The sequence below is a fragment of the Arcicella rigui genome (assembly GCF_034929435.1).
Lineage (GTDB): Bacteria > Bacteroidota > Bacteroidia > Cytophagales > Spirosomataceae > Arcicella > Arcicella rigui.
Window position 1 is genome coordinate 20269 of record NZ_JAYFUM010000014.1, and the last position, 14127, is coordinate 34395.

The window sequence follows — 14127 nt, forward strand, 5'->3', positions numbered from 1 at the left end:
TTACTGTATTTTACGTTTTTGCCATTCTTGTTGTGCCGATTTGCTAAGAAAAGTCCAAGCTACGAATCTACTTACCTTTTGTCCCTGAGCCATCTCTATGGTTTTTACTTCCAAAGCTTTTACTTTTTTTAGCATATTATACACTTTGGGCAAAGTGGTTTTCTTTGAAATCAGAGAAGTAAACCAAAGACAATTTTCTGAAAAAAGAGTACTTTCTTCCACCATCTTACAGGCAAAAGCCTCTTCACCACCCTTACACCAAAGTTCTGCATTTTGTCCACCAAAGTTCAATGCTGCTTGGGGCTTTTTACCCAGATTTTTCCATTTTCGAAGTGTTCCAGCATTCGCCTCAGCCGCCGAAGCGTGAAAGGGAGGATTGCAAAGGGTTAAGTCAAAGCGTTCCTCAGGCTGAATAATTCCTTTAAAAATATGTTGTGCATTATTTTGCCAACGACATTCTATGGCATTTTTCAATAAAGGATTCATGTCAACAATCTTTTGTGCAGAAGCGATGGCTGTTTTGTCAATATCACTTCCCACAAACTGCCAATTGTACGAACGATTCCCAACGATTGGGTACACACAATTTGCCCCAGTACCAATATCCAATACCTTAACTGTACTGCCCGTAGGAATATTTCCATGGTTTGTTTCCGCCAATAAATCTGCCAAGTAATGAATATAATCAGCTCGTCCGGGAATAGGCGGACACAAAAAATGTGGTGGAATATCCCAATACTCCAGACCGTAAAAATGTTTCAACAAAGCCAAATTCAAACACTTTACAGCCGAAGCATTTGCAAAATCAATACTTTCAATTTGATATTGATTAATAAACACATACTCAGCCAATGCTGGACAAGTGTTAATCAGAGCCTTGAAATTGTAAGAAAAGCGATGAGGATTGCGAGGATGCAAAGCGGTTTTTTCAGTCCGAATATGTACAGAATCGTTTGACAAAACTTCAAATTTTAAATGATTGTGTACAAAGATACGAAAATGGGGATTTAGCTGGGGTAAATTATGAAAGTTGTCTTGGGGGGCAATATTAAAAGATACTCTTTCCTCACCACTAAACCATTTTAGTTTTTCACAAGTTTGTATCGTACTTTGTCAATCTTTACGATTTCGCCTGCGTCTTCGTCGCCAGTTGTGCTGTATAGATAAGTAGTATCCTTTAGTTTTTTAAAAGCAAAGCCTTTTGAACGGTCTGTATCAATATTAAAAATAACTTTATCAAGCATTGCCACAGGGCCACCCAAATAATCGGTCATTACATAGTAGGTCTTGAAAGCGGGATAGCCAGTCAACGTGCCATCACTTTTTAAATATACTTTTCTTAGGGTTTCTGTACTGTCTATCAACAAATAATTCCCTACAAATAATCGCTCATTTACAGCATATTGCAAACCCCAAGTAAGGTCTGTGTCAGGTTGTGTAGTTGCTACTTTATCAAATCTTCTTTTATCAATCAGTTGCTTGTTTTTATTATAATGATTGAGCCACAAGAAAATTTCATTTCCGATACTTTCATAAGATAGTTCATAGAAATTAGTTTTTTCTTCATAGTCGGGCAAGTTAGTTTTTAGACTATTCCGATTTTGTCCCTGACGAAAATAAGCGGTGAAATCATATCCTTCATGGTTATTCCAGCTTACGCCAATACGCATACTATCGGCGTGAGTAATTTTGTCAATAACCATCGTAACTACGCCTTCTAATTTATCGGAAGATTTTAAGGGAGATTTTGTTTTTTCGATAGCCTCAAGATAATCCGACAAAACCCAAACGCCTTTGAAAACCGTATTGAAATTTTGCCTCAAACTATCAATCGAATTAGGTTCATCAGTAGTAGTACTATTATCAGTAGAACAACCAGTAAAAATGACCAAAGCCAAAAGTAAGTATATCAATGCTTTCATGGGTTTGCTATTGTTAGATAAATATCAATCAATATACAATATTCTCTAACAGATTCAAGATTGAGGTTTAGACTTTTAATTGTTTCTTTTTGAAAGAATATTGTTGGTACGAGTAACGCTTCTGGTACTTGTACCAATTAGAGAAAGTTTTTTGCTATTACGAAGAAAATATCAGGAAATAAGTAGCCTACTTTATTAGGGTATTGTATTTGTATTTTCAACTATATAGTTTTGATATCTATTCAAGGCAGTAAATAGAAATTGTTTTTTTAACCAATCTTCCATTTCTAACTTCATTCCTTCTTTTGCAAACCTATCAATATCTCGTTGAACTGTTACATTATTTGATACATATGCTTCAATAAAACCTTCTTTAAAACCTTTATTACGTTTTTCCAACTCTTTACCAAGATTTTGTAATTTTATAACTCTTTCACTTAGAGATTTTTCTCTTTGCATTAATTGCATTTCTTGCAATGAATTTATTTGATTCTTTATTTCTGATTTTTCCGAAACCGCAATTGTTTTTTCAGATAATGCTTCTAAAAGTCTTACTTTAGCTTCTTCTGATTTTTCTTTAAGGTTATTTTTTTCAGATAAAAGTTCCTCTGTTAACAATTGATATTTTTTTCTCTCTGCTTCAGCGTACTCAATTTTTTCTTCTTGTTTTTGCCATATAGTAATTGAAGTTCCAATAAATGCTATTATCAACGTTACTACAATAGATATAAACTGAGTTTGCTTCCAAATAGGTTTTTTCAATATTAAGATTTCTTCTTTTAGTTTCAATTTCTGTAGCTCTTCCACCGAAAGAATATCAAGTTGAGTTTCGTTTGCCATTTTTCCTTAATTAGTCTATTAGAAATAAGTTTCTATTTTAGGTATTAGCCCCTATTAAATCTTTTCAATCATCATGTATATCTTCGCAAATAAACGGCTTGTTACTGATGAGATATAAGAAAATAGAATACTAAATATATTCTAAATCTAACATTTTCTTGCCCAACATACAAACTCCATTTTCATTAATCGCTCAAAAACTTATTAAACGGTATTTTACCTAAATTCTTTACCTTCATCCATATTTTCACTTATGTTTTTACACACTATTCACACAAGAAAAGTAAATTCAGAATGATATTTCTAAGTAAAATATTCTCTTTATCTTTCCGTTCTAATTTTCAAATCAAGAAACAACTCAACGATGAAATATTGCTTGTTATTTATTGCCATTATTTTTACTTCGACTGCTTTTGCTCAACAATCTACTAAAGATACTAATCTTATTTGCTGGTCTAAAAACAGACGTTTGGAGGTAGCTGATTTTCAGATGAAAGTAGCTCCACAAGTGAACTCTTTTTCATCGGCACAATTTAGCTACGATTACAAAGTGGTTTCAATGTTTATATTGCCGAAAGACTACAAAAAGAATATTACTAACTGCTTTGTGAAGAATGCCTCATGGATTAATACTGCTAAGAATACCGACACAACATTAAGATACCAACAAACATTATTTGACTTAGGCGAAATCTATGTAAGACAATTCCGCAAGTTTGTGTTTGATAATCGGAAGAAATTGGCTTTTGGGAAGGTAAATGCAGATGATGCGAACAGTCAGATTATGAATAACCTTGCCAAAAGAAAAGCGGAGTATAATACAGATACAAATTTTGGTACAAACCCAGAAAAGCAAAGAGCTTGGGAAATTACAATTTTTAAAGAATTGGAAGCTTTGAAAGAATTTTCAGTAGAATGATTGTTTTTATTCATGATAAAACGAATGGGGAATTGCAAGACTTGCAATTCCCCATTCGTTTGTAGTCGGGATGACAGGATTTGAACCTGCGACCACACGCCCCCCAGAAGTATAACAGTTATATTTTAATAGTTTTCAATTTTATCTAATTATCTATAAATTAATAATATAACTATTTTTATCTTTCTATTACTTGCAATTATTCATGGTTATTTACTACATTTGTTTAAACTATGTTTAAACCAAAAAAATAGTTTAAACAAATCAAATCAGAATAAATCGTAAGAAAATGACCTCAGCGAAAGTACTTCTCTTCACATCAAAGCTACTTAAAAATGGCGAATATCCAATTGTATTAAGATTAACCAAAGACCGCAAATTCAAGTATATAAGTCTTGGTTTTAGTTGCTCATTAGACCTTTGGGATGATAAAAACAATTACCCCAAAAAGAAACACCCAAACCACAAAGAAATGACCATAACGATTCATTCTGTACGGAATAAAGCCAATCGTGAGATTTTAAATCTGGAAAATCAAGGGAAAGAATATTCTTTAGAGGAATTAGCCAACATACTTCAAGCTGAAAAGAAGAGAAAGTCTATTACCATATTCAATTACTTTGAAGAGATAATTAGCAAAAAAGAACAATCTGGTAAAGTTGGTTATGCCAATGCTTTTATAGAGTCACTTAATAAACTCAAGACTTTTAGAAATGGGAAAGATTTAGAGTTTTCTGATATTACTTTCAATTTTTTAAAGCAGTACGAAGATTGGCTAATTTCTCAGAAACTAATGCCAAATACCATTTTTTATTACCTAAGAACCTTGAATACTTTGCTTGGCTATGCTAAAAAAGAAGAGTTAGTAAAGCCCGACTACTACCCTTTCAAGGATTTTGGGTTTGCTAAATATCGAAATGTAAAAACAAAGAAAAGAGCGATTACAAGAGATGATATGCTTTTAATAATCAATCAAGAGTTACCTGCACAATCTCGCCTTGCTCGTTCTCGTGACTTTTTCTTATTTAGCTATTATTGTGGTGGCATCAACTTTGTGGATATGGCAAACCTTAAATGGACGAATATTATCAATGGGCGATTAGAATATACTCGCCAAAAAACAAATGAAGCGTATAGTATTATAATCCTCCCTCCTGCTCAAAAGATTTTACAATATTTTAGAGAAACGAATTTCGTGCGTCAGGATTCTTACATTTTTCCGATTCTTTCAGACTTCCATAAAACGCCACAACAAATGAGAGACCGCATTCATAAAGTGAACAGGCAAACCAACGAAGACTTGAAAGAGGTTGCTAAAATGTTGGGAATTAATGAGACAATAACTACTTACGTAGCTCGACATTCATTTGCAACTATTCAGAAAAAAAGCGGTACACCAACAGCCATTATTTCAGAAATGTTAGGTCACGATTCTGAAAAAACAACCAAAATATATTTGGATTCATTCGGCAATGATGTACTTGACGAAGCAATGAAAAACCTTTTGTAATTTAACCATAAACAAACTTCAAAGCTATAATTAAGATTGGGCAATTGCTGATTGCCCAATCTTATTATATTACCTTCTCCATCGTGTATTCAAGAATAAATAGCTGATATTACCAATGAAAATTAATTATTGCCATAGAAACTTGAAGAGCTAAGAATAATTATCCAGACAGTGTCTGGACAATTAGAGGAAATACAATCATACCCTCCAGAAACACTACTTTCACACTTGAGCTTTCTCATTTTGTGGCACTAATCCAATTAGATTCTAATACTAAAAGATGCTTTTACGGAGTCCAAATCGTTCACAAATCATCGTCGGTTAGAACCTTAGAAAGAGCTATCAATACATTTCTTTTTGAAAGAACAGGCTTGTCTTCTGATAAAAGAGGCGTGATTGAAACGTTTAATTGAAGAGGATATGAAAAGGTAATATTCGTTGGTTTAATAAGTAAAGTACATTTGATAGTTAATGGAAGATTAATTATCAAATGTACAGGAAAAATTATTTGATATTCTACATGATTCATCATGCAAAAAAAAACGTTATAATAATTAATGTTTGCTCAAAAAGAATAAATTCTAAATCAATAGAATAATTATAAGGCTAATTAATTATTATTATAAAATGATTAATTTAGAATGTATTTTTGTTCAAATAGCCCCCATCTATTACAAATGAATTCAAGTAAATATCAAGAAATAACATCAACTGATGAACTTTTCAATCAACCTAACACTCTAACTGTCGGAAATTATCCAGTATTAACTGCTCTTCAAGAATTACCTTATGACCGTCTTTCGACATGGAAAGATTTTGAAAGATTGTGTTTAAGATTAGCACAGGCTCAAGATAATACTAAAATAAATGACACACAGCTTTATAAAAAAGAAGGAAGCAAGCAAGAAGGGATTGACATTTTCAAACTTTATAGAGAAGATGGAACTTATGATGTTTATCAATGTAAGAAGTATCTAAAAATTTCAAAGAAAAATATCAAAGATGCTATTGACGAGGTCAAAAAGAATTCATTTTGGGGTAAAATAAGGAATTTTTTTATTTGTACAAATACAGACCTAAGTACTTATGATGATATAATTAACGAATTAAAAATTGAACTGCATTCTGAAGGAATCAATTTAAATATCTGGGATTCAAAGCGTCTTAATATAGAACTCAAAGCATTCCATCAATTAGTATTTGAGTTTTTTGATGGTGGACAAGAACCAAACTTTGTCAAAGCTTTTTGTGGTCATGATAAACTTGATAAGTTACATTATAATATTAAAAAGAAGGTTTATCCACCTGTTCCTCATTATATAACCAGAAGATTAACAAAGCTAAATGATACTCAATTGTATAAGCAGGATTCAATTGAAGGTTCATTAATTCAACTCTTTGAAAAAAAAGAAAAACCTCTAAAAATTATTCTACTAAGTATCGCAGGGGATGGTAAGACATCAGAATTAAAACAACTTGCTCATCATTTTTCATCGGATGAGTCACCTGAATCTTTATATCCGATTCTGATTAGACTTAGAGATTATGTTCATGAAGACCTTTATGAATTATTAACAAAATACTGTAAAGAATGGGAGAAAATAAATCAACAAAGATTATTAATAATTTTTGATGGTTATGATGAGGTGAAAGAAACAGTAAAAGATGATTTAAGAAGGCGAATAGGTCGCTTAAATGAGACTCATCCATTGATTAATATTGTAATATCCTCAAGAAACAACGGAATTTCTAATTTTGAACAATTTGAAGTTTACTATCTTCAAAAGCTTAGCCTATATAGCGAAGTCCATCAATATATTTATCAACAATTACAGTATAGGACAGAAGAGTTTATGAATCTAATTCGTACTAACAAAATGAATGATTTGTTAGTAACACCTTTTTATTTGATTAAGCTCACCCAACTTTATAACGAATCACCTAATAATTTCCCTGACAATAAAACTGAAATCTTTAATAGAATTATAGACCTAATTAACAGAGAAGAAATTTCTTCTGGCAGAATTTCAAAATCTGACTGGGAAGATATTGAAATTAAACAAGACTTTCTGCTTTCCAAGTTAGCAACTATGATGCTACTGATGGGAAAGAATATTTTAGAATCCAAAGAATATAGAGAAGGATTTATTAATGACGATAGGAAAATAATAGAATACTCTCCACTAATAAGTAAAAAAGAAAGCAAAATTGAATTTTCACATAACTTATTTCAAGAATATCTTGTCGCCAAACTTTTAGCAAGACAGTCATTTGACACCATAAAAAAATGTATATCCTTTGAACCAGATTTTATAAAAGTAAAGCCTAAATGGACGAATACATTATCATCATTGTTCAGCCTGTTACCAGAAGACTCCGATGTTTTTAAAAATCTATTAGACTTCATCATTAAGTCTGACCATACTTTATTGATAAGGTTTGAATTGGAAAAAATTTCGTTAGGACTACGTTATGGCATTTTCAAAAAGATTATAGAAAGCCCAGAAAGAGATTATCTAAACTATGACTCTGGAGAACTTATTAAATTCGCTGGCATATATGAAAATCCAGAAGTAGTTAAATACCTTATTGAGAATATCTCTATCAATAATCCTAAACTTACAAGAGAACTTATTTACTTATTGAAATTTGCTGACCCTGACGAGTTATTTGGGTTAAAAGAAGAAATAGCTAAAGCATTGAAAAATGTTCTCCAAATTAATACCTATGATTGTGAAATACATGAAGATGCTCTTAGGGTATTTTATCGTCTTAAGTTAGCAAATAAAGAATTTGTAGAGTGGTTAATGAATACAAAACCATCGTTTAAATATAAGAATGTATTAAGTATAGTTTTTCAAGTTATAAACCAATTAGACTTGGTCGATAAATATATTAGTTTTTATTTAAAATGTATTCCAATATGCAATAATGAGTTAATTAAAAATGGTGTAAGAAGAAGCACTGGGATTAGACTTGATTTTTATGAAGGTATTCACAAAGTTGAGTTAGTATCTTCTCTACACAAGATTTTAATTTACATGATTAAAAATCACAATGAACTTGAAAGAAGAAGTAAAATATTTTGTGATGAAGATTTTAAAGGTACTTTTTTTGAAAAATTTACAGTTCAATTGATTAAAGGGTATAATTCGGATAGTAAAATATTAAATAAAGTCCTGAAACTCCTTGAACAAAGATTGAATAAATCATACGATAATATGTTTTTTGCAAAATGCAAACCATTTTTTGAGAGGACAAATACAACAGAAAAGGCTTTTTGGTACTTCTGGGAAGGTGCAAACAAAAACGATGTTAAATGGTATGTTCGCAATTGGTTTACTTGCTGGATAACTAAGCCCATTATTGACAAATGGGTCGTAAAGTATAAAAAAGGTACTTTTAATGATATTGATGTTGGGCAATTTAAGTTCGATTTATTAGCGTTAAGGGAAAATGAACTGCTTGAATACTTTCTCAGAGAGATTAATCTACATTCAAATATTTTTCACGAGTATCCAGTATTTAAGCATGATAACTACGAAGATTACAGAAAACAGAAAGAATTAAATGACTTAGAGCTATTATTGAATAAGACTAAGTTTAAAGAGTGTATTTACTCTGTGTTAAAAGATTTAGGAGACGACATCACATTAAAAAGAATTACAGATTTTGAATATGAAAATAATACTATTAAATGCAACTTACCTTATGAATATCTTGAAAAACTTTATAGAGATAACGGGAAAATAGATACCAACAATATTTTTAATGATATAGATAGTGACGAAAGCTGGACATGGTATGTTTTAAACCAACTTGATAGAAGATTAAATATCCAAGAAGAAGAGCTACCGCTTAAACATATTGACTATATTAAAGATTGGTGCTATTCTTTATTGCCATCTCTCAATTTCAAGACTGCCAGATTTCTTGAAAATGGACAAGAATATTATAGAACCCTTGAATATAACTTTGCTCATTTTTTTCAAAAAATAGATTTAGTTATTCCTCAAGAAACAATGTTAGATATGATTTCTTTTGACATGAGTGATATTCGAGAAATTGAATATAGTGATACTAACCCCAAAAGAGTAAAATCAATATCTGATATAGTGATTGAGAAAATTGGTAATGAAAGTATTATCAAAAGAAGAATCTTAGAAAATTTGCAAAATAATGTATTAGTAACAAGTGTTTTGCCCAATCATTTCCGAATATGTAGAAAATTAAAAATTAAGGAAGCTACACCATTTCTATTAGATACAATAAAAAAAGAAATTCTTAGTGACTACACAACAAAAATAACGATTGAAATATATTTAGTATTGAAAGGTTCTATTATCGATTTTGCTTTTAAGCTTTCAAACTTTGACGTCCAAAATGATTCAGACTGGTTTGTTTTAGAAAAACTATCGACACATAGTAAATATTTACAAAAGACTAACAGGATACTGGAAAACTGTCTTAGTGAAGAGCTAAGTGAGGACAATCGTTTCAAGGCAATGAATCAGTTGATTTTGAATAGTCATATTCTCGGATTAGAAGAATTAAAGAATTATGTAGAAAAAAAGGGTGATGAGCTACATGAAAAAAAAGAGTGGATTACATCGATAGCTAAGATACCATTCAATGATTCATTTTCAATTTTAGTAGAACTTTTGGAGTTGGCTGTTGCAAATAGAATAAAGAAAAAAGAAGGCTTTTATAGAGGAGATTTAGATACTTTAATATTTGAAATATTTAAAAAGTACTCGTTAAATAATGAAAGTTATTTTAATCAAATTAGAGTAGCAGTAAATAAATATATCGAAAAAGGAAACGATGTATTTTGGAGTTTAAATAAAAAGCTTCGAGAGTTTGAAGAAGACTATTACATGAATAAAATAGATATTTCCACAATTTCCCAAGTGAATGTATTTAGTGATAATATTAATTTAAGGTATGATGTATAAAATAAATAGAGTTTAAATATAATAAGCTAAAGTGATTGCATTTGCTTAAATTATTATGTAAATCAAGAATGTAAACAGTAGGAAAATTCACCTCAATTCAAAACCATTAAAAAAATAGGTGTATTCCCTGAACTATACTACTATTTAACAATGTGATAAATCTTTTAAAAATGAACCAGACACAACAAGATGAAACTCTTTTAGAAAAATTTGAAGTAGAAATTAGGGAGGCGGGGGATTGCACAGTAATAGATTTCTTGAAAGAAATCTCACCGTATGAGTTTGAGTTGGAAAATATGCGGCATCAGCAAGAATGGGATAATTTATTACAAAAACTTAAATATCGTTCATCTATCGAAAGGAGGAAAGAGTTATTAAATCTTGAATTAGATTCAACCATAAACTATCTTGATAGTAATGAAGAAGGAGAGCTTAGACATATTTTCGGCGATTTGAGCCAAACAAAGCTTCACAATGTAATAGAAAAGGTTAAATCTATTGCTCAAGTTTTTATGAAATCACATGAATGGAAAATATTAGACTACAAACAAAAACAGCAATTTCTGGCTATTAAAAATCTAAAAAGTGATTTGATAAAAGAAAATATGCCTTATAGACAAGCGTACAGAATTTTATTAACAAAAATGGGCTTGCGAATATTAACCGATAAAGAAAAGAAAAAAGAAAATATTACACTCAACCGTCAGGTTTCGCAATTAATTAATGGATTATTTTACGACCATTTTCAAGTTGAGTTAAACAGAAAAATTCAAATAGAATTAAAGAATTATTTACCCGAAAATCATCATCAATTGCTTGAAGTTAATCCATCAACTAATGAGCTATCAACATTAAGCAAAATAGAATGGAACGGTACACAAAAGGAATTAGCAGAATTATTTGTTGAATTATATCGTAAAAAATGGATAGACGAAATTCCGACTAAGCTAATTAAACAATATTTTACTAAATCAAATACTATTGAGCAAGTACTAAAACCTACACAAGACAGCAAAACAAAAGAAAATATCTATGAAGGCATCTATACAACAAAGTACAAAGCACGCTTCGATACAATTAGACAAAATACTGAAAAACAATAGATTACATAATAAAGTCGTTACGGTAATCATTACGGTAATGACTTTTTTTTTACCATTCCATCAACTTTGTCATGTAAAATTAACAATAAAAACATGACAGAAACAATTCTAATAGCCTTCTCTAAACATGAGTTCAAGGAACTCATAAAAGGCACAATTCAGGAAGCAATGAGTGAGCAAACGAACTCCTCAAAAGGTAAAACTTTCCAATCACACGAGTATCTCTCTATTGATGAGGCTTCAAGTTATCTTCAACTCCCTAAAAACACATTATATAACTATTGCCATAATAATATTATTCCTTATCACAAAAGAGGAAAGAGAAACTATTTCCTTAAAGCTGATTTAGATATATGGATGGCTTCAAATCGTAAAAAGTCTGCTCGTGAAATTCAAGAAGAAACCCTGACTAAACTAAAGAAAGGAGGTGTACAGTGAATCATCTATCTTCCTTAAAGCAAATCATTATGGAGCGTAGGAAGCTTTTAGAAGCCTACGCCCAAAAAGCAAATGCCAATGTTATTCACATCAATCGTGAGAACAAATTAATACAGTCTCTTACAGAAATCTATAATGAGTTTAGTCTCCTTAAACATCAAGATTTGTGGAAAAGTATTGAAAATAATTGGACTTTTTTGGAAAATAGTGACGATAATTTTTCTGGAATTCAGATACAACTTCGTACTCATCCAGAAGGCTTGTTGTGTAATTTACCTGTAAACCTCTATGAAAATGGACTTTAAACCTATCACTAAAAAAAACGTATCTCTTGAAGGGCAAGATTCCTCTCAAGGATTACTAATAGTACAGTCAGCGAATGAATGTATCCAGAAGGCAAAAAATCAGCCTATACCTCTAAAACTATGTGGAAATTTTTGGTTTGAAGGTGAGGTCTGTATTCTTTTTGCTGATACCAATGTGGGAAAATCAATTTTTGCAGTTCAAGTGGCTGATAATATTAGTAAAGGAAAAAATAAAGGTGTTTTCAAGACAGAAACCCAACCTCAAAAAGTATTGTACTTCGACTTTGAATTAAGTATTAAGCAATTCGAGAAACGATACTCTATTGAATGGGAAAACCATTATTTGTGGGATAATAACTTTCTACGAGTTGAAATAAACTCAAATTATTCAGATTTTACTGTTTTTGAAACACAACTCTTTGCAGAAATAGAAATACAGATTATCAAAACCCAATCAAAAATTTTGATTGTAGATAATATCTCTTTTCTAAGCATGGAGTCAAACGAAAGTAGTAAAAGTGCTTTACCCTTGATGAAGTACTTAACGAAACTAAAAAACCAATTTAAACTAAGCCTTTTAGTCTTAGCTCACACGCCTAAGAGGCTCAATCCATCAAATCCGATGACGATAAATGACTTATCAGGTAGCAGGCAAATAGCCAATTTTGCCGATAGCGTTTTTTGCATTGGCAAAAGTAGTCAGGGAGCTTCAATCAGGTACATCAAACAATTAAAGGCACGTTCTTGTGCCATGACGGATGAGGTTTGGACTTGTGAACTATCTAAACCATACAATTTTTTAGGCTTTGAATTTATCTCAAATGATTATGAACAAAAGCATCTAAAGCCCAAAAAAGAAGCAGAGGAAGAAATGAAAAGTATTATCGTAAGTATGAAAGCTGAGAACCCAGAAGTCTCAATGAGCAAAATCGCAGACGAATTAGGAGTACATAAAATGAAGGTCAAAAGAATGATTGATAAGTACAGCTTATAATTTTCGTCACAATCGTCACAGCCGTCACACTTGTGACAACTGTTACGACTGTGACGGTTTCAAAATAGAAAACAATGGAAACACCCAAATACAAAGCCATGACTCGCACTCAACTGGCACAACGTTATCAAGTATGTCTGAAGACTTTTAATAAAATGCTTGCAAAAATACCAGACTTTATCATTGACAAATCAACAAGAATACTTACACCCAAAGAAGTATTAATCATCATTAACCACCTTGGCGAACCACCTGATTAACCTGTATAAACTATCAGGAATTAACTTGAATTAATCTGAATTAACCAAGATTAACCCCAATTAACCCGAAAGCGGTTTATTGGGGTTAATTATTTTTATACCGTCAGAATTAATGAAGATTAATTCAATGAAGTAAATCAAGGTTAATTTTTAAAAATAGAAACATGAACGAAATTAGAACAGGAAGAGCATTACAATTGGAAGGTCTCCAAAATGCTACCAACAAAGTTACACTTGGCTTTAAGTGTGATGCTGGCACAAAAATTCAGTTAGCTCAAGAAGCTCAACAAATAGGGATGACATTAAGTGAGTATGTAGATACCCTTATTGCAAGTAGAAAATCTAAAACGCCACCAAGTCTCAGTAACACCTCTGAGTTAGCAACGAAAATAGATTTTTTGCAAAGAGAGATTCAGAACCTAAGAAAAAAAGTAGGGTTTTATGAAAACGATTTACTGAAAAAAGCTTTTCAAACTCGTCAAGGTCAGCGTTTGGAATACAAAAATATTCATGGTGAAAAGGTAAGTAAAACCATCAGTCAGATTGAAGATATTTATACCATTTTATTAGACTCAGTAAAACTATCGTAACTATGTTTGAAGTAATATCACATCCGTTTGCGGAAGTAACAGAAGGTTTATCGGGTATCGTAGTCGAAAGAGCTTTAGAGGTTGTTACTCCAACTAAAAGCAAAGGCTTTAGCTTTTGGCATTTCCTTTTAGGCATATTAATCATTGTTTTTGGTGTAGGTCTTTATCTTGTCTTTTACTATTTTCCTAAAAAGAAGAAGGAAGAGGAAAGGTTGTTAAAAGAATCGAAAAAGATTAAAGACGAGTCTTTATTGAAACCTTACTATAATTAATGTTTAAGCTAAATATTAT

General features: G+C 31.2%; 13 protein-coding genes. 10 read left to right on the top strand and 3 right to left on the bottom strand.

Annotated features, from left to right (window positions below):
• The 3 genes from rlmF to VB248_RS12440 all read right to left on the bottom strand — a co-directional run bounded on the left by rlmF (position 1) and on the right by VB248_RS12440 (position 2762).
• Entirely contained in the window at positions 1-960 is a 960-nt protein-coding gene (rlmF, locus tag VB248_RS12430; protein WP_323297109.1) for a 23S rRNA (adenine(1618)-N(6))-methyltransferase RlmF, read from the bottom strand.
• 122 nt (positions 961-1082) lie between these two features.
• Positions 1083-1922: a hypothetical protein gene (locus VB248_RS12435; protein WP_323297110.1), complete on the bottom strand. Its 840-nt coding sequence runs from the start codon at positions 1920-1922 to the stop codon at positions 1083-1085.
• Between the two features lie 195 nt (positions 1923-2117).
• Entirely contained in the window at positions 2118-2762 is a 645-nt protein-coding gene (locus VB248_RS12440; protein ID WP_323297111.1) for a hypothetical protein, read from the bottom strand.
• A gap of 364 nt (positions 2763-3126) precedes the next feature.
• On the opposite strand from VB248_RS12440, the gene VB248_RS12445 reads away from it, so the two are divergent.
• The 10 genes from VB248_RS12445 to VB248_RS12490 all read left to right on the top strand — a co-directional run bounded on the left by VB248_RS12445 (position 3127) and on the right by VB248_RS12490 (position 14108).
• Complete coding sequence (locus VB248_RS12445) at positions 3127-3681, top strand: hypothetical protein (RefSeq protein WP_323297112.1); 555 nt, start codon at positions 3127-3129, stop codon at positions 3679-3681.
• A 289-nt stretch (positions 3682-3970) separates the two neighbouring features.
• Positions 3971-5191, top strand: coding sequence for a site-specific integrase (locus VB248_RS12450; protein WP_323297113.1), 1221 nt, complete (start codon positions 3971-3973; stop codon positions 5189-5191).
• A 677-nt stretch (positions 5192-5868) separates the two neighbouring features.
• Entirely contained in the window at positions 5869-10146 is a 4278-nt protein-coding gene (locus VB248_RS12455; protein WP_323297114.1) for an NACHT domain-containing protein, read from the top strand.
• A gap of 152 nt (positions 10147-10298) precedes the next feature.
• Entirely contained in the window at positions 10299-11249 is a 951-nt protein-coding gene (locus tag VB248_RS12460) for a hypothetical protein (RefSeq protein ID WP_323297115.1), read from the top strand.
• 93 nt (positions 11250-11342) lie between these two features.
• Positions 11343-11687, top strand: a complete 345-nt coding sequence (locus VB248_RS12465; RefSeq protein WP_323297116.1) for a helix-turn-helix domain-containing protein — start codon at positions 11343-11345, stop codon at positions 11685-11687.
• 29 nt (positions 11688-11716) lie between these two features.
• The gene (locus VB248_RS12470) at positions 11717-11992 is read left to right on the top strand and encodes a hypothetical protein (protein ID WP_323297117.1); all 276 of its coding nucleotides are present in this window, start codon (positions 11717-11719) and stop codon (positions 11990-11992) included.
• Positions 11982-12986, top strand: a complete 1005-nt coding sequence (locus VB248_RS12475) for an AAA family ATPase (protein ID WP_323297118.1) — start codon at positions 11982-11984, stop codon at positions 12984-12986. Before VB248_RS12470 ends, VB248_RS12475 begins: the two co-directional genes overlap by 11 nt.
• Positions 12987-13060: 74 nt before the next feature.
• Positions 13061-13246: a hypothetical protein gene (locus tag VB248_RS12480; protein ID WP_323297119.1), complete on the top strand. Its 186-nt coding sequence runs from the start codon at positions 13061-13063 to the stop codon at positions 13244-13246.
• A gap of 164 nt (positions 13247-13410) precedes the next feature.
• The gene (locus VB248_RS12485) at positions 13411-13836 is read left to right on the top strand and encodes a hypothetical protein (RefSeq protein ID WP_323297120.1); all 426 of its coding nucleotides are present in this window, start codon (positions 13411-13413) and stop codon (positions 13834-13836) included.
• A 2-nt stretch (positions 13837-13838) separates the two neighbouring features.
• A complete protein-coding gene (locus VB248_RS12490; protein ID WP_323297121.1) occupies positions 13839-14108 on the top strand; it encodes a hypothetical protein in 270 nt (89 codons plus the stop codon).
• The last annotated feature ends 19 nt before the right edge of the window (positions 14109-14127 follow it).

Excerpts from the sequence above, each read along its gene's own strand:
- VB248_RS12480 (WP_323297119.1), top strand. The coding sequence starts at position 13,061 with ATGGAAACACCCAAATACAAAGCCATGACTCGCACTCAACTGGCACAA.
- VB248_RS12490 (WP_323297121.1), top strand. The coding sequence starts at position 13,839 with ATGTTTGAAGTAATATCACATCCGTTTGCGGAAGTAACAGAAGGTTTA.
- VB248_RS12475 (WP_323297118.1), top strand. The coding sequence starts at position 11,982 with ATGGACTTTAAACCTATCACTAAAAAAAACGTATCTCTTGAAGGGCAA.
- VB248_RS12450 (WP_323297113.1), top strand. The coding sequence starts at position 3,971 with ATGACCTCAGCGAAAGTACTTCTCTTCACATCAAAGCTACTTAAAAAT.
- VB248_RS12465 (WP_323297116.1), top strand. The coding sequence starts at position 11,343 with ATGACAGAAACAATTCTAATAGCCTTCTCTAAACATGAGTTCAAGGAA.
- VB248_RS12440 (WP_323297111.1), bottom strand. The coding sequence starts at position 2,762 with ATGGCAAACGAAACTCAACTTGATATTCTTTCGGTGGAAGAGCTACAG.
- VB248_RS12445 (WP_323297112.1), top strand. The coding sequence starts at position 3,127 with ATGAAATATTGCTTGTTATTTATTGCCATTATTTTTACTTCGACTGCT.
- VB248_RS12470 (WP_323297117.1), top strand. The coding sequence starts at position 11,717 with ATGGAGCGTAGGAAGCTTTTAGAAGCCTACGCCCAAAAAGCAAATGCC.
- VB248_RS12485 (WP_323297120.1), top strand. The coding sequence starts at position 13,411 with ATGAACGAAATTAGAACAGGAAGAGCATTACAATTGGAAGGTCTCCAA.
- VB248_RS12435 (WP_323297110.1), bottom strand. The coding sequence starts at position 1,922 with ATGAAAGCATTGATATACTTACTTTTGGCTTTGGTCATTTTTACTGGT.
- VB248_RS12455 (WP_323297114.1), top strand. The coding sequence starts at position 5,869 with ATGAATTCAAGTAAATATCAAGAAATAACATCAACTGATGAACTTTTC.